The organism is uncultured Alistipes sp., from assembly GCF_910580175.1.
Taxonomy (GTDB): domain Bacteria; phylum Bacteroidota; class Bacteroidia; order Bacteroidales; family Rikenellaceae; genus Alistipes.
In genome coordinates this window covers 117,951-134,438 of the sequence record NZ_CAJTXD010000003.1, presented here as the reverse complement: position 1 = coordinate 134,438, position 16,488 = coordinate 117,951, and the positions used below count along the sequence as shown (strand labels likewise).

Here is a 16,488-nt window from a genome sequence, read left to right as displayed (position 1 = left end):
AGCATCATGCCTAAAGTTTCGTTGGATGCGATCGATCGCAAGATTCTGAAATATCTGATCAAGAATGCCCGCATGCCCTTTTTGGAGATCGCACGCGAATGCGGAATTTCGGGCGCGGCCATCCACCAGCGCATCCGCAAATTGGACGACCAGGGCGTGATTCTGGGCAGCCGGCTGATCGTCGATCCCAAGATGATGGGCTTCGATGTCTGCGCCTACATCAGCATCACACTGAAAGACCCGCAGCTGCTCAATCCGACGGTCGAGTGTCTGAAGGATATCCTGGAGATCGTCGAGTGCCATTTTGTCACGGGCCAGGGCAACATTCTTGTGAAGCTCTACTGCGTGGACAACGAACACTTGATGCAGACGCTTTTCGAGGGTATTCTGCGCATTCCCGGCATCGCGACGACCGAGACGACCATTTCGCTTGCGGAATCGTTCCAGCGCCAGGTAAACGTCGATTTTATCGAAGAGTAAAAACCCGGACGAACCCGAACTAAATTGGACGACCTATCAGAAGTTGTTCGAACTCGTCCGAACCGTCCGAACCGTCCGAACCGTCCGAACCGTCCGAACTCGTCCGAGGTCTTTGAGCCGTTCGAACTCTTCGAAGTTGTTCGAAGTTGTTCGAAGTTGTTCGAACTCGTCCGAGGTCTTTGAGCCGTTCGAACTCTTCGAAGTCGTTCGAGATTGTCCGAGGCTTCCGAATCCCCCGAGGCTATCCGAAGTTTCCGAACCTTTCGACGCCTTCGCTGGATATTTCTGCCCGGATTTCCGCGTGGATGGTTTCGTCCGAGTACCTCGGGTTGGCATTCCCATCCGTCCCTTTCGTCTGTTTGCGATCGGGCGGGCAATCGCTCCGGCAAAACTTGAGTCGGCGTCTGGAGAAGTTGTGTATTCGTGGGGCGGAAATATTTCGGACTCTCCCCCACCCCGGGTGTATGAAATACGTCCGGGGTTTGTTATAGAAAGGGTTGGTTGGATGCACGCCGCCGGGGCATTGAGTGTAAGCGTAGTATCGGTGTTGCTGGGTTGACTTCATGCTGTTCTGCGTTATCCGGTTTATCGAGACTTGGCTGCGAGAACTCTATTTATCGAATTTCGATAAAAGTTTTTTGATATTCGAAATTTGTTTTTATATTTGTCCCGAAGAATCGAAAGAAAAGGACTTGTTTTTCCGAGTGTTCGGTTTTATTATGGTTTCCGAATCGTCGGGATGAACGTTAAGTCGATTTTTTTTCAGAAAAACAATCATAGAGCGATGGATTTACTTGCAGTAGAGCACGTTACCAAGCAGTATGCAGGGCATAAGGCGTTGGACGACGTGTCGTTGGCCGTGCCCCGCGGGTCGGTCTACGGATTGCTCGGGCCGAACGGAGCCGGCAAGACGACCTTGATCCGCATCATCAACCGCATCACGGCGCCCGACAGCGGCCGGGTGTTTTTCGGCGGCCGCGAAATCCGGCCTGAAGATGTGCAGCGCATCGGTTATCTGCCCGAGGAGCGGGGGTTGTACAAGAAGATGAAGGTCGGCGAACAGGCGCTCTTCTTCGCACGGCTCAAGGGGCTTTCACGGCGCGAGGCTCTTGTCCGGTTGAAAGCATGGTTCGAGAAGTTCGGCATCGAGGGTTGGTGGGACAAGAAAGTGGAGGAACTCTCCAAGGGCATGGCCCAGAAGGTGCAGTTTATCGTCACGGTGCTGCATCAACCCGAATTGTTGATTTTCGACGAACCTTTCTCGGGATTCGACCCCATCAACGCCAATCTGCTGAAAGAGGAGATTCTGGCTCTGCGCGACAAAGGCGCGACGGTAATCTTCTCGACGCACAACATGTCGTCGGTGGAGGAGATATGCGACCACATTACGTTGATCGACAAGTCGCACAACATCCTTTCGGGGCGTGTGGACGACATCCGCCGGCGCCACGGCTCGAACATCTTCGAAATAGCCTACCGAGGCGAAGAACAGAGCTTGAGGCATGCGGTCGAAGGGCTGCAATGCCGTATTCTCGATGCCGATGCCGAGGAATCGGCCTATCGTACGCTTCGTTTGCAGGTCGCCGACGGGAGCGAAGTGCGACGCGTCATCGCCGCTGTCAACGAGGCTGTCGAACTGCGCTCGTTCCGCGAAATCATCCCTTCGATGAACGACATCTTCATTCGGGCGGTCAACGGCACATTGTGAGGCTCTGCGCTTGGGCTGTGAGACCCCCGTGCCTGGATTGTGCTATGCGACAATTCGAAAGATCGGGAGCCTGCGCATCCGGCCGGCCGATCGAAACAAGAATCGGATAACGAATAAAATACTACGATCATGTCCAACGTATTTCTTATCATACGGCGCGAGTTCAACGAGCGCGTCCGCAAAAAAACGTTCATCATTACCACGTTGTTGATGCCCCTGCTGATGATCGGCCTCATGGTAGCGCCGGCGTTGATTATGGAGTTTTCGCGCGGCGAGACGAAGACGATCGCTGTGATCGACGACAGCGGTTTGGTGGCTGCGGCCCTGGAGAGCGACGACGAACTGGTGTTCGAACCCGTCGATCTGCCGGTCGAACAGGCGCGCCGCGAGTTGACCGACCGCTTCGGGGTGCTCCACATCGGCGCCCAGGTGCTTGCCCGTCCGAGCAGCGTGCGGTTTTATGCCAATTCGTCGTCATCGCTCACGCTCGAAAGCAACATCACGGGACAGATCGAACGGATTCTGGAGGCCGAAAAACTCAAAAGCTACCATATCGAGAATCTGTCGCAGATTCTCGACGAAGTGAAGACTTCGGTGTCGATGCAGGTTTTCCGCAACGATAAATCGCAGGAGGAGGAGTCGCAGGCGCAGTCGTCGGTCGTGGCAACGGTGCTGGGTTATCTGCTCGGGTTCCTACTCTACATGTTCCTGCTGATTTACGGTTCGATGGTCATGCAGTCGGTCATCGAGGAGAAGAACAGCCGCGTGTTGGAAGTGATGGTTTCGTCGGTGCGGCCGTTCGATCTGATGCTGGGTAAAATCCTCGGCGTGGCGTCGGTCGCCGTGGTGCAGGTGCTCCTCTGGGGCGTGCTGATCTGCGGTGTCGGGGGTGCGGTGCTCCCCCATCTGATGCCCGAGGAGGTAATGGCCGGAGCCGAAGCCGTGCAGGCCGGGATGCCTGTTGCAGCGTCCGGCGACCTCGATCCCGAGATGTTGCAGGCCGTGGCTGCCGTGACCGACATGGGTTACGTGGTAAAGATTTTCGTGTGCCTGCTGTTGTTCGTCTTCGGAGGTTATCTGCTCTATTCGGCCATGTTCGCGGCGGTCGGTTCGGCTGTGGACAATGTGCAGGACGCTTCGCAGTTGCAATTGCCCATCACGCTGCCTATTATTCTGGCACTTATGGCCATGCTGGCCGTTGTCAAAGACCCCGATTCGCAGCTGGCATTCTGGTTTTCGATCGTTCCTTTTACCTCGCCCGTGGTAATGATGGCTCGAATCCCCTACGACATCGCATGGTGGGAAATCGGTCTCTCGCTGGCGCTGCTCTACGCTTCGTTCGTGGGGATGGTGTGGCTCGCGGCAAAAATCTATCGTGTGGGCATCTTCATGTACGGCAAGAAACCCACCTTGAAAGAGTTGTGCAAGTGGATCCGGTACAGATATTGAAACATCGGTCGTTTTATTCTGTTATCCGAATAACAGATTTATGAAAATATTTTATAAATTTGCAGCGGAACAAACAGCAAATCGGATTTAATTGAAAATATCTAAAAATCAACGACTATGATTTCGATCGACAATTACGATTTCAAGGGTAAGCGCGCGCTTGTCCGTGTGGATTTCAACGTGCCCCTCGACGACAAGGGCCAAGTAACCGACGACACCCGCATCCGTGCGGCCGTGCCGACCATCAAGAAGGTGCTGGCCGAGGGCGGCTCGGTAATCCTCATGTCGCATATGGGGCGTCCCAAGAAGAATCCCGATCCCAAATATTCGCTGGAGCAGATCGTGCCCGCCGTCGAGAAGAACCTCGGCGTGAAGGTAATGTTCGCCGGCGACTGCATGGGCGACAAAGCTGCCGAAATGGCCAAGAATCTGAAGCCCGGCGAAGTTATGTTGCTCGAAAACCTGCGTTTCTACGCCGAGGAGGAGGGCAAACCCCGCGGCCTGGCCGAGGATGCAACCAAGGAAGAGAAAGACGCTGCCAAGAAAGCGTTGAAAGAGGGGCCGCAGAAAGAGTTCGTCAAGAAGCTCGCTTCGCTGGGCGACTGCTACATCAACGACGCGTTCGGCACGGCGCACCGCAAACATGCCTCGACCTACCTGATCGCCAAATATTTCCCCAACGACAAGATGTTCGGTTACCTGATGGAGAAGGAGGTAAAAGCCATCGCGTCCGTAATGGAGAAGCCCGCACGTCCGTTCTGTGCCATCATCGGCGGTTCGAAAGTCTCGTCGAAGATCGGCGTCATCAAGGCCTTGATCGAGAAGTGCGATTCGATCGTCATCGGCGGAGGCATGACCTATACGTTCGCCGCGGCGCAGGGCGGCAAGGTCGGCAAATCGATCTGCGAGCCTGATATGTTCCCCGTGGCGCTCGAAATCCTGGAGCTGGCCAAGCAGAAGGGCGTGAAACTCGTCATGTCGCCCGATGCGCTCATCGCCGACGACTTCTCGCAGAACGCCAACACCAAGACCGCTCCGGCCAACGACATTCCCGACGGCTGGGAGGGTGTCGACATCGCCGACCAGGGCAAGAAAGCCTTCCGCGAGCATATCCTCGGCTGCAAGACGATCCTGTGGAACGGCCCCGTGGGCGTCTTCGAGATCGACAAGTTCGCTACGGGTTCCAAGGAAGTGGCTCTGGCCATCGCCGAGGCGACCAAGAACGGCGCCTACTCGCTCATCGGCGGCGGCGACTCGGTGGCCTGCGTCAACAAGTTCGGCTTGGCCGACCAGGTCTCCTACATCTCGACGGGCGGCGGTGCGCTGCTCGAATACATCGAGTTCGGAGACCTGCCGGGTGTGGCGGCCATCCGCGACTAACGACGAAAGGCCGCCGCGAGCGGCCTTTCGTGTAAAAGCCGATGCCGGCCGATCCGGTCGCTCTGCCGGAACGAAGCGCCGGCGGAGCAGATCCGGCTGCGAATTCTGCGAACTTTCAAATTACGAATAGATGAAAAAAGTACTTGTTTTAGTAGCTATGGTTTGTATGGCAAGTTGTCAGAACAACCCCAAGACCCCGGCGATCGATCTGGCGAACTTCGACACCGAGGTGGCCCCCGATGCCGATTTCTACCAATACGCTACGGGCGGTTGGCAGAAGCTCAATCCGCTCAAACCCGAGTATTCGCGCTACGGGTCGTTCGACATGCTGCGCGACAACAACGAGAAGCGCATCAACGAGCTTTTCGCGGACATGACGGCCCGGAAAACCGCACCGGGGTCAGTCGAGCAGAAGATTTCCGACCTCTATAAGATGGGTCTCGATTCGGCACGGCTCAACGCCGAGGGTGCTGCGCCGATCAAGGCCGCTGTGGAAAAAATTCTGGCCATCGACAACCGGGCGCAGTTGACCGAAGCTATCGCTGCGCTCCATTCGAGCGTGGCCAATCCGTTCTTCTCGATCGGTGTCGAAGCCGATCTGATGAACAGTTCCATGAACGCGCTCTATGCGTCGCAGTCGGGGCTGATGATGGGCAACCGCGATTATTATCTGGATGCCGAGAACGAGCAGTTCCGCACGGCCTACAAGGCTTATCTGGCGAAAATTTTCGCCCTGGCCGGCATTCCTGAAGCTGAAATCGAAAAGGCAGTGGCCGGAGTCATGAACATCGAGACCAAACTGGCCGAGAAGATGTGGTCGAACGTCGAGTTGCGCAATATCCCGGCTCAATACAATCCTACCTCGAAAGCCGATTTCGAGAAGCGCTACGATGCCATCGATTGGCCGACCTATTACAAGACGCTCGGCGTCGGCGACTTCGACACGATCATCGTCGCTACCCTCTCGTCGCTCGACAACGCCAACGAACTGCTGAAAACGGCGCCGCTCGACGACATCCGCTACTATCTGGCTGCACAATACATCGATTCGGCCGCCAATTATTTGAGCGACGATTTCCAACTTGCGTCGTTCGACTTCTTCGGTCGTACGATGGCCGGGCAGCAAGAGATGAAACCTCGTTGGAAGCGCGCCATGTCGGTGCCCAACGGCACGCTCTCCGAAGCTGTGGGTGAGATGTACGTGGCCAAGTACTTCCCCGAGGAGGACAAGGCCCGCATGCTGGAGCTGGTAAAGAACCTCCAGACTGCCCTTTCGCAGCATATCGATGCCCTCGATTGGATGTCGGACGAGACCAAGGCCCGTGCCCAGGAGAAACTGGCTACCTTTACCGTGAAGATCGGCTACCCCGACAAGTGGAAAGACTATTCGACGCTCGACATCGACCCGACGAAGAGCTACTGGGAGAACATCGTCAACGCCAGTGCATGGTATACGGCCGACAACCTGGCCAAGCTGGGCAAGCCGGTGGACAAAACCGAATGGCACATGCCGCCGCAGATGGTCAACGCCTACTACAATCCTACGACCAACGAAATCTGTTTCCCGGCCGCCATTCTCCAGCCGCCGTTCTTCAACCCTGCGGCCGACGATGCGGTCAACTACGGTGCTATCGGCGTGGTAATCGGTCATGAAATGACCCACGGATTCGATGACCAGGGCCGCAACTTCGACAAGGACGGCAACATGAACAACTGGTGGACGGAAGCCGATGCCGCTGCATTCAAGGCCAAGACTGACGTGCTCGTCAAGCAGTTCGACGCGATCGAGGTGCTGCCGGCCAAAGAGGGTCAGCCGGCCATCTACGCCAACGGTTCGCTCTCCCTGGGCGAGAATATTGCCGATCAAGGCGGTTTGCGCGTGGCCTGGACAGCTTATCGCAACTCGCTGGAGGGGAAGTCCGCTCCGACTCCGATCGACGGTTTTACGGATGCTCAGCGCTTTTATTTGGGCTATGCCACGCTGTGGGCGCAGAACATCCGCGACGAGGAGATCGCACGTCTCACGAAACTCGATGTGCATTCGCTCGGCAAATGGCGCGTGAACGCTACGCTGCGCAACCTCCAATCGTTCTACGATGCGTTCGGCATCACTGACGGTGCGATGTTCATGCCTGAAGAAGAACGCGTGATAATCTGGTAAACACACAATGACGCGATGAAATGGCCGGAAACAACGTTTCCGGCCATTTTTATGGGATTTCTATTCAGACTCGGGTCCCGCTGGAAAGGAGGTTGGAATAGAGTATAACGGCTGCTTTTTATGTCCGGGGGCATGCTGATCGGCCTTTCGGTCGGATCGGGGAGTCCGGGTATGCAATGGAAACAAAACAGCCGGTCTTCGTAAAAAGAGACCGGCTGTTTTTGTGCAGCAGCGGTATGATGTCCCTATCGGTTGACCACCGGCTTGATGTCCTTGATACGCAGCTGCGTGGTCACGGAACCCCGGTAGTGGTTCTCGACGATCTGGTAGCAGACGTCGATCGGCCGGCCGGACTTGACCCATTCGTAGTGGGTGGGCTGCTGGAAAGCGATCGACTGAATCTTGGTGTTGGGTTTCTGCCGCTGCATCAAATCCATGCGCAGATGCTCGCATTCCATGCCGACCAGCTTGGCATCGCCGTGGTTGCTGACGCCGTAGGTCGCGAAGACCGGTGCCGCATTGCCCGGCCCGAAAGGCTGGAAGCGGTTGAGGTTGTCGCGGAACTTGGGCGTGATGTCGGAGAAAAGCAGCTCGCTGTCGATGTCGACCTGCGGCACGAGCATCTGGGGATCGATGTGCTGTTCCACGAAGTCGTTGAACCGCCGCGTGAACTCCTCGACGTTCTCGGGCTTCATGGTCAGTCCTGCGGCGTACATGTGTCCGCCGAAGTTTTCCAGCAGGTCGGAACACGACTCGACGGCCTGGTAGAGATCGAAGCCCGGCACCGAGCGCGCCGATCCGGTAACGAACCCGTTGCTCATGGTCAGCACGACGGTCGGCCGGTAGTAGGTCTCGATCAACCGCGAAGCGACGATGCCGACGATGCCCTTCATCCACTTGGGATTGTAGATTACCGTGCTTTTGCGGCTCTTCAGCTCGGGATTGCTCTCGATGTAGCTGTGGGCTTCCTGGGTTACCGAGCGGTCGATCGACTTGCGATCCTGGTTGTAGGCGTCGATGACGTTGCCGAACTCCTGGGCGACGCTTTCGTTGCCCTCGATCAACAGCTCTACCGCGGCATGGCCGCCCGAGGGCGATGCGTTCTCGTCGCTCTCGTCCATGCGCATGCGCCCTGCGGCGTTGATGCGCGGGCCGATCTTGAACACGATGTCGTCGATGGTAATGTTATGCTTGTCCAGACCGCAAATCTTGATGATGGACAACAATCCTTTCGACGGCTCGCGATTGAGGTTCTTCAAGCCGAAATGGGCCAGGATGCGGTTCTCGTCGACCAACGGCACGATGTCGGAGGCGATGCTGACGACCAGCAGGTCGAGCAGGTCGAGGATCTGCTCGAAAGGAATGCCGTTTTTCTGGGCATAGGCCTGCACGAGCTTGAACCCTACGCCGCAGCCCGACAACTCGTCGAACGGGTAGGAGCAATCGACCCGTTTGGGGTCGAGAACGGCCACGGCGCGGGGAATCTCCTCGGCCGGGAGATGATGGTCGCAGATGATGAAATCCACGCCCTGCTGCTTCGCATAGACGACCTTTTCTGTGGCTTTGATGCCGCAGTCCAAGGCAATGATCAGACCGACGCCTTTGCGCGCCGCCAGGTCGATGCCTTTGACCGAGATGCCGTAACCTTCGGTATACCGGTCGGGGATGTAGAAAGTCAGGTTTTGATGCCCGATCTGGCGCAAAAACTTGTAGACCAGCGCCACGGCCGTGCAGCCGTCGACGTCGTAGTCGCCGTAAACCATGATCTTCTCATTGTTCGCGACGGCCCGCTCCACCCGCTCGACCGCCTTGTCCATGTCTTTCATCAAGAACGGATCGTGCAAGTCGGCAAGGCTGGGTTTGAAGAATTTCTCCGCCTTTTCTACGGTGTCTATGCCTCTCTGAACGAGTAGATTAGCCAGTACGGGCGATAGTTTCAGCGCGGCAGCCAGCGCCGCCACCGCCTCCGGATCGCCCTGCGGTTTCACTACCCAACGTTTTTCTATGGGCATACGAACTATTATTTATATATTTTAACATTTAATATCTTACCCAAATTTTCGACGAGCGAATCGTTCACTTCGCCGATGGCGATCTTGCGTCCAGTCTCCCGCTCGATCGAGGTCGCACCCCGGTCGACGAACCCGCACGGGTTGATATGCGAGAACCATTCCAGATCGGTGGAGACGTTCAGTGCGAAACCGTGCATGGTCACGAAACGCGACGAACGCACCCCGATGGCGCATATCTTGCGAGGTGCGCCTCCTCGTGTTGCCGGCATCGCCCCCGGCCCGGCCAACCCGAGGTCGTTCGCTTCCGGCCTGTCCACTCCCGGTCCGATCCAGACGCCCGAAGCGCCTGCGATGCGTCCTGCGGCGATTCCGTACTCCGCGACCGTGCGGATGACTGCTTCTTCGAGCGAGTCGATGTACTCCCGCAGGCCGATCCCGAGCTTTTCGAGGTCGAGAATGGGGTAGCAAACCGTCTGCCCCGGCCCGTGGAACGTGATGTCGCCGCCCCGGTCGATGCGGAAGAACTCGGCTCCGAGCCGCTTCAGCGCGGTGTCGTCGACCAGCAGGTTGGCGGCATGGCCGCTTTTCCCGAGCGTGTAGACCGGCGGATGCTCCACCAGCAGAATTGTACCCGCCCTATTCTGTGCGTCCGCTTCCGGGCACTCGTTCCCGTGATCCGTAGCGCTTTTTATTCTGTTCTCGACCGTATTGTTGGTTGCATAGCCGGTCGTATTATTGGCAACCCCATTGGCTGTCTCGTCAGCCGCATTGCTGACCATATTGTTGGCTGCATTGCCGGCTTTGCCGTCCCTGCGCCGCCGGTTTTTCTCCGCGAGCAGTTCCTCGAAAAGCGACCGCTGCAACTCCCAGCAGCTTGCATAATCCATCGTTCCGAGGTCGCGGCGGCGGACTCTCATCATCGCTGCAAACCTTTCGCTTTGCGGAGCGCCTCCTCGGCCATGTAAGATGACCGTACGAGGGGTGCGCTGGCGCAATAATCGAATCCCATCTCCATCGCCTGCTCCCGGTACCATTCGAATTTCTCGGGAGTTACATACGCCGCAACGGGGTAGTGCTCCAAAGTGGGCCGAAGGTATTGGCCGAGCGTCACGATCCTTACGCCTGCGTCGCGCAGGTCGCGGAGGGTTTGCAGGACTTCGTCATCGGTCTCGCCCAGGCCGACCATCAACCCGCTTTTGACGGTCGCGCCGCGATCGCTCAAATGACGCAGCGTCGCCAGGCTGGTGCGATAAGTTGCCCTGGAGCGCACGTCGGGGGTCAGTCGTTCGACGGTCTCGATGTTGTGCCCGATGACATCGGGTCTGGACGCGACGACCCGATCCAACAGTTCGGGCTTTGCGTCGAAATCGGGAATAAGAAGCTCGATCGCCGTGTCGGGATTCTGCGCGCGGATCGCTTCCACGGTGGCGGCCCAGTGGGCGGCTCCGCCGTCGGCAAGGTCGTCGCGCGTCACGGAAGTGACGACGGCGTACCTGAGTTTCATCAAGGCGACGCTCTCGGCGACCCGGCGGGGTTCGTCGGCATCGGGAACAAGGGGCCGTCCGGTCTGCGTGGCGCAGAAACGACAGCCGCGGGTACATACTTCGCCCAGAATCATGAACGTGGCGGTTCTGCGGCTCCAGCACTCGGCCTGGTTGGGACAACGGCCGCTGCTGCAAATGGTATGCAGCCGGTGCTTTTCGACGAGATGCCGCACCTCGGCATAGTCGGCCGTGCGGTGCAGGCGGATTTTGAGCCATCCGGGTTTTTTCAGTACGTCTACCTTGTCATAAAACTGAGGCATTTAAGTTCTTAATTTTCCAATTGACGCAAATCTACGAAAAATAATTGACATTTTGGAGGTTCGGCGTGCATTATTATTACGATCCTTATCGGAAACCGGTCGCGAGGCTTTCTGTCTGCGACGGGATGGGGGAGTATCGGGACGTGAAAGCGTGCATCGGGATTGAAAGGGGATGCGTCGTTTTCTCGGCGTTGCAGGAGAGCGTAGGGTGCAAAGAAGAATCCCGGAGCCGAGCGGCTCCGGGATTCTCTGGTTAGGTTAGTTAGGTTAATGAGTGTGGGGGAACCCCACGTTTTGTATTACAAAGATAAACGGATTTTTAGGAAAAACAAAATCTCGAAGCTGTTTTTCTTGCTTAAATCCGATATTTTTCGATAATTTATAATTAAAATTTTTTAATTATAGCGCAATTCATAAGTTTTTCATTAAAGGGCTTCCCGCATGGCTTCGTTTTCTTGTGCGGTCTCCTGTGGCACGGAAAGCGTGTTGAGGTGCCGGTTGCGATAGGTTGCGGGCGTCATCTGGTACTCTTTCTTGAACAACTTGATGAAATGCGACGTGTTGGGGAACGTGCATTCGTTGCCGATTTCGGAAACCGACTTCGAAGTCGAAATCAGCAGCAACCGCGAGTGCATGAGACGTTGGCGGATGTACCACTTGTGGGGCGGCATCTGGAAATGACGCCGGAACTCCTTCTTGAACGATGTGAGCGAACGGTTGGTTAGCCGCGACAGCTCCTCGATGGATATATCCTTGAAAATGTGGTCGTAGACGATCTGCTCGAAGTTCTCCTTGGCGGCATCGACGTTGCTCAGCAGCTTGCTTTTGATGCAGCAGTCTTCGTGCGAGGCGATCAGGTAGATGAGTTCGGTCATCTTGATGTTCTCGGCCGTTTCGTCGTGGTGGAAATCTTCGTCGCGCAGGTAGCTGTTGATGTTGGAGAAAAAGTTGCGGACAGCACTCCATGCAGGCATGACCACGTGCATGCGGTTGTTGCAGTTCTCGCACGAATGCGAATTGGAGATATTCAGCCCGTAGGTAATGTTCAGATGCAGCAGGATGCGCTGAAGATCCGACGGGGTGTAGTAGACGAGAATCTGCTCGAACGGTTGTCCGTTTTCGGGGAAGTGTTCAATGTAATGGTGTCCGATGCCGAGGTAGAAGATGTCGCCGCGAGTGAACTTGCGGCGTTTGTCTCCGTCGTAAACGTACATCGTACCGCGCAAAATGTAACCGATGGCGTAGCGGGAAAGAGATTGTGACTGGATACCGGTGTGAAGCGTTTCTACATACTTCACGATCATCGGTTGCTGAGCCGACGAATTCATTGAATTCTTCATGGTGTAGATTGTTAATTTTTAATTACTGCGAACAATGGTTGCGTCACTCTTGTTCATCCTCAAATATACAATCTAAACTTTAATTCATAAAATGTAAAATAGTAAATAGGGGTGTGGGAATGCACATTCAGCCGTAACGTATCACGATTAGGTCTAAATATATTATTTAAAAAGTATGTTGAGCAAAACTCCCGCCAGGAGGATGGCGTAGATCGCCCGACCCGCTGAAGAGTAGGCACGGACGAAGAAAAGGGGCAGCAGTACAGCCGCCGGGACGGCCGTCAGGGAGAATAATGGCAATGATGCCCCGGGTAGGCAAAGTACCGCTGCTGACAACAGCAAGGCTTCCATATTATAATACAAGATTACCCGAGGTTTGGAATTGACGGCCAGACGGCTCGAAAAGAGGAAGTAGAATCCGAACAACAGACACACAAGCAACGCACCGAGCAAAAAACGGGTCGGCAGCGGAATTTCGTCGATGAGAGCGAAGAACGGGCCGCTGCCGGTCAGTTGCTTGCCTAAGGCGAGCAGCGGTGCGTGGAAAGGGGCGCCCATTCCCCAGTTGATGTAACAGAGCGTTAATGGTGCGAGCAACAAGCCGGCCAGGGCGACGATCGTTTCGCGTACGGTGCGGTGGAAATGGACGACGGCCAGCGGCAACAGCAATAACAGCGGGGCGGTCTGCGGAATGAGGATGACTGCTGCACCCAGGTAGAGCGAGGCTCGGAAAAGGATGTTGAACGCATAATTGGGCGTGAATGCCCGGCAAAAATTGCTGATCGAAAAAGCCAGCAGCAGCGAACAGAGGCAAGCGGTCAGATCGACGGTGCTGGCTATGGCGCCGCAGGCGACGATGCCGTAAAACGGAATGGCGATGCAGGTGTTGACGGAATAGAGATTGTAACGGACGGCGAAGTGACCGGTGCGGATGCCCGTGATTAACAACGACAATCCGCAGATAGTTGTGGCCCAACGCGGAAAAGCGGTTTGGAACTTGAGGAGTGTTTCTGCGGGCAACCATGTCGGAAGCGCGTCGTCGACCGGAAGCGCGGCAGCGGGAATAGTGCTGCGGAGCAGGGCGACGACGACCAGAACGGCCAATGTCAGAAAGGCCGGAACGAAAGGCTGTTGGGCGATGTCGAATTTCATGGTACAAATTATTCGCAGGACAAAAATAACGAAAAAAAGCCGGAAGGCCGTAGTTTATTCGTAACTTTGTGAAAAGTAACGATGTGTGGAGCGGCGGGTTCCTCTATCCGGGCGTTCCGCATGTATGGTCCCCGCTGCCGGGTACAGGATGTGCCTCTGCCGGTTGCTGGCGCCGGACTGGGAGCCGCCTGCCGCTTCGAACAGGGAAGTGTCGGCGGCGGATGCGATATGCGCGATGTTGGAATTGTGTTTTCAATATGAATTTCCGGAAGCCGGGTGCGACGAGGCGGGACGGGGCTGCCTGGCCGGCCCGGTGTTCGCGGCGGCTGTGATGCTGCCGCCGGATTTTCACGATCCGCTGCTCAACGACTCGAAGCAGATGACCCCGCGCAACCGCGACCGGCTGCGGGAGGTTATCGAACGCGAAGCGGTGGCCTGGGCCGTGGAAGCCGTGGCGCCGGCGCGAATCGACGAAATCAACATCCTGAACGCATCGTTCGAGGGCATGTCGCTGGCCGCGGCGCGTCTGGAGCCGCAACCGGGTTTTTTGGCAATCGACGGCAACCGTTTTCGCACGCAACTGACGCTTCCCTATGCGTGTGTCGTGAAAGGCGACGGCAAGTATGCGGACATCGCAGCTGCCTCGGTACTTGCGAAGACCCATCGGGACGAATACATGTGCCGCCTGGCAGAGGAATATCCGGAATACGGCTGGCGGAAGAACAAGGGCTATCCGACGCGAGAACACCGTCTGGCGATTCGAGAACATGGCCTGACGCCGCATCATCGCCTGACGTTCAACCACGAAATCGACCAACTGGAACTCCCTTTCGTATAAAAAGATAAAAACAACTCCTTGCAGATGCTTGGACGCAGCGCACGGATAAGGCACTGGCCCGGTTCCCGTTGTTCAGCGGGTTCACGTTGCCCGACGTGAAGTCCAAAAAGGCCGCGTTGATGTTGCCGGCAGCATAGGACGAAGATGCCCAGTAGAGGCCGCGCGTGCCGGCGCCCGTCAAGTCTCCCGACGTCTCGTTGCGCCAGCCCGCGGCAGGTAAAAGAAGCAATCGCTGGAATGAATGGTCCGAAGGAATTTTTGAGGTAACTTCGGAACAGACTGGGATGGACAACTGGCAACACCGCAAAACAAGAAGCAAAAGTTTTTGCACGGAATCTTTGCATTAAGGTTTCAGCGTTGAATTATTTGCGCATGAAACGTTCTTGCACCGAATCGTCGATACCGAATGAACCGTCCGCACCGAATTTCTGTGCTGAACTTTTGTATCAACTTCTTTTTTGCGCCTTATATTACCAGTGGATTGCTGAATCTGCATACCACACTGGCCGGAACCTTGATCCCGGCCATTCCGGATAAGAAGAGAGTTGCTTTTATCTTGGATTAAAAAACAACGGGTCTTCAATGAAGGCCCGTTGTCTTTGAATCAGAGTGGGAATGCCCGTTTAGTATCCCAGCGACTTGGATGCCGCATAGGAGATTTTCAAGGCATTGGCCCGGCGAAGTTCCTGCTTCACGTCCGTGACGATACCCATCTTGGTCGAGCCGTCGGCTTTCAGACATACGGTCATCGAAGCACGGTCGGCTTCGCTGAGTTTGTCGCGCTCGGCAGCTACGAAATCCAGGATATCTTTGGTCGTCTTGTAGGAGTCGTTGAGCTGGATACGCGGCGCCGTGCCGAATTTGGCCTGCATGGCCAGCGACGGCTGTCCGATGTGGATGTAGCTCACGAGCGACTTCTTTTCGAGCTTCTGCACCTCGGTAGCTTCCGGCAGCTTGTAGCGTACCAGCAACTCTTGGTCGCGCATGGTCGTAGAGACCATGAAGAAGAAGAGGATCATGAAGATCACGTCGGGGAGCGACGCTGTCGAAATGGGGGGCAAACTTTTGTTGCCCTTCTTTTTCATTACTGCCATAATCTTACTTCTTAATGGTACGCGGCTCAGCCTCGGAAATCTTCAGAGGCACAGCCTTGGTAATTACGTTGCGCTGTTCTTCGTTGAGCGCCGCCAGCTTGTCGCCGAACTTGCGTACGGCCAACTCGTCGCGGATCTCGTTGAAGGCACGCGTCAACTCGTTCTGCACCATGATGTAGGGCTGGTAGCCCGTATCGCGGGTGGTTTGCAGCGAAACGACGCCCGAGCTGACGGGATAGACCCACTTGCTGCCATCGGGAAGATCGAATTCCTTCTCCTCTTTTTCCGGAAGATCGGCATCGTCCAGCGGATTGAGGACGAATTCCTTCGTCTTCTCCTTCAGGTCGCGCAATTCGATGAACTCCTGCTTGCCGGGTTGTCCTGCCATGATCTGACCGCTACCGTTGATGAGCACCAGGAAAAGGTTGCGCTCCTTGACCTTGATTTCCTCCTGTTTCTGATCTTCGGGAGGAATCGGCGGGAGCATGCGCGCCAGACCCGTGTCGGTGTTCATGGTAGTGGCCACCAGGAAGAAAATCAGCAGCAGGAAAGCGATGTCGGCCATCGAACCGGCGTTGATTTCCTGTACTTTTCTTTTATCCGTTGCCATTTGTTCGTTCCGTTATTTGAATGCGCCCCAGATCTCCGTCGCGATGGCCGTCACGAATGCGGCGACGAAAGCGACGTAGGTCACCAGGATGCTCGTTTCGGTAATCACGGTTTCGCCGTGGCCGAAGAACCCGTTGTTCTGCAAGTCGATGATGTTGACCGTGTGGCTGGCCGAATAGAAGTACGACACGCCCACGACGATCAGGATCAACGCCAGGGAGATGATGGTTCCCTTGATGCCTGCCGGGTTCTGAATCATTCCGAAGATGGCGCAGAAGATCGCAGCGGCGATGGCGAACACGAAGAGGAAGTATCCCCAGATCAGGTTCGCACCGATCGCAGCGTCCGAGCCGCCCGAGGCTATCGCGTAGATCAGAAGAACCGCGGTAACAGCCATCAGAATGCCCAGCAATATGTTAAGAATCTTTTTCATGATTGCTTGTGACTAATCGTTAACTGTG

At 56.0% G+C, this 16,488-nt stretch carries 14 protein-coding genes; 6 read left to right on the top strand and 8 right to left on the bottom strand.

What is annotated here, in order from left to right:
- The first annotated feature begins 6 nt into the window (after positions 1-6).
- The 5 genes from QZ298_RS04995 to QZ298_RS04975 all read left to right on the top strand — a co-directional run bounded on the left by QZ298_RS04995 (position 7) and on the right by QZ298_RS04975 (position 7,178).
- On the top strand, positions 7-480 hold the full coding sequence (locus tag QZ298_RS04995) for an AsnC family transcriptional regulator (protein ID WP_296006087.1): 474 nt from the start codon (positions 7-9) through the stop codon (positions 478-480).
- 784 nt (positions 481-1,264) lie between these two features.
- Positions 1,265-2,188: an ABC transporter ATP-binding protein gene (locus QZ298_RS04990; protein ID WP_296006085.1), complete on the top strand. Its 924-nt coding sequence runs from the start codon at positions 1,265-1,267 to the stop codon at positions 2,186-2,188.
- Between the two features lie 129 nt (positions 2,189-2,317).
- Positions 2,318-3,637, top strand: coding sequence for an ABC transporter permease (locus tag QZ298_RS04985; protein ID WP_296006082.1), 1,320 nt, complete (start codon positions 2,318-2,320; stop codon positions 3,635-3,637).
- A 117-nt stretch (positions 3,638-3,754) separates the two neighbouring features.
- On the top strand, positions 3,755-5,017 hold the full coding sequence (gene pgk, locus QZ298_RS04980) for a phosphoglycerate kinase (protein WP_296006080.1): 1,263 nt from the start codon (positions 3,755-3,757) through the stop codon (positions 5,015-5,017).
- Between the two features lie 130 nt (positions 5,018-5,147).
- Entirely contained in the window at positions 5,148-7,178 is a 2,031-nt protein-coding gene (locus QZ298_RS04975; RefSeq protein WP_296006077.1) for a M13 family metallopeptidase, read from the top strand.
- Between the two features lie 245 nt (positions 7,179-7,423).
- Here QZ298_RS04975 and recJ read toward each other — a convergent pair whose 3' ends face one another.
- The 5 genes from recJ to QZ298_RS04950 all read right to left on the bottom strand — a co-directional run bounded on the left by recJ (position 7,424) and on the right by QZ298_RS04950 (position 13,486).
- On the bottom strand, positions 7,424-9,190 hold the full coding sequence (gene recJ, locus QZ298_RS04970; RefSeq protein WP_296006075.1) for a single-stranded-DNA-specific exonuclease RecJ: 1,767 nt from the start codon (positions 9,188-9,190) through the stop codon (positions 7,424-7,426).
- An 8-nt stretch (positions 9,191-9,198) separates the two neighbouring features.
- Positions 9,199-10,110 (bottom strand): lipoyl(octanoyl) transferase LipB, encoded by a 912-nt coding sequence (gene lipB / locus QZ298_RS04965; RefSeq protein WP_300248722.1) that lies wholly within the window; start codon positions 10,108-10,110, stop codon positions 9,199-9,201.
- Positions 10,107-10,994 (bottom strand): lipoyl synthase, encoded by an 888-nt coding sequence (lipA, locus tag QZ298_RS04960; RefSeq protein ID WP_296006072.1) that lies wholly within the window; start codon positions 10,992-10,994, stop codon positions 10,107-10,109. Before lipA ends, lipB begins: the two co-directional genes overlap by 4 nt.
- A gap of 425 nt (positions 10,995-11,419) precedes the next feature.
- On the bottom strand, positions 11,420-12,334 hold the full coding sequence (locus QZ298_RS04955; RefSeq protein ID WP_296006069.1) for an AraC family transcriptional regulator: 915 nt from the start codon (positions 12,332-12,334) through the stop codon (positions 11,420-11,422).
- Positions 12,335-12,496: 162 nt separating this feature from the next.
- The gene (locus tag QZ298_RS04950; RefSeq protein ID WP_296006067.1) at positions 12,497-13,486 is read right to left on the bottom strand and encodes a hypothetical protein; all 990 of its coding nucleotides are present in this window, start codon (positions 13,484-13,486) and stop codon (positions 12,497-12,499) included.
- A gap of 235 nt (positions 13,487-13,721) precedes the next feature.
- On the opposite strand from QZ298_RS04950, the gene QZ298_RS04945 reads away from it, so the two are divergent.
- Positions 13,722-14,324 (top strand): ribonuclease HII, encoded by a 603-nt coding sequence (locus QZ298_RS04945; protein ID WP_296006064.1) that lies wholly within the window; start codon positions 13,722-13,724, stop codon positions 14,322-14,324.
- Positions 14,325-14,947: 623 nt separating this feature from the next.
- On the opposite strand, the gene QZ298_RS04940 is transcribed toward QZ298_RS04945, so the two are convergent.
- From QZ298_RS04940 to QZ298_RS04930, 3 genes are read right to left on the bottom strand one after another with little or no spacing between them, the layout of a single operon-like run.
- Positions 14,948-15,409: a biopolymer transporter ExbD gene (locus QZ298_RS04940; RefSeq protein WP_296006587.1), complete on the bottom strand. Its 462-nt coding sequence runs from the start codon at positions 15,407-15,409 to the stop codon at positions 14,948-14,950.
- A 13-nt stretch (positions 15,410-15,422) separates the two neighbouring features.
- Entirely contained in the window at positions 15,423-16,028 is a 606-nt protein-coding gene (locus QZ298_RS04935; RefSeq protein WP_296006062.1) for a biopolymer transporter ExbD, read from the bottom strand.
- 12 nt (positions 16,029-16,040) lie between these two features.
- The gene (locus QZ298_RS04930; RefSeq protein WP_296006058.1) at positions 16,041-16,460 is read right to left on the bottom strand and encodes a hypothetical protein; all 420 of its coding nucleotides are present in this window, start codon (positions 16,458-16,460) and stop codon (positions 16,041-16,043) included.
- Positions 16,461-16,488 lie beyond the last annotated feature (28 nt).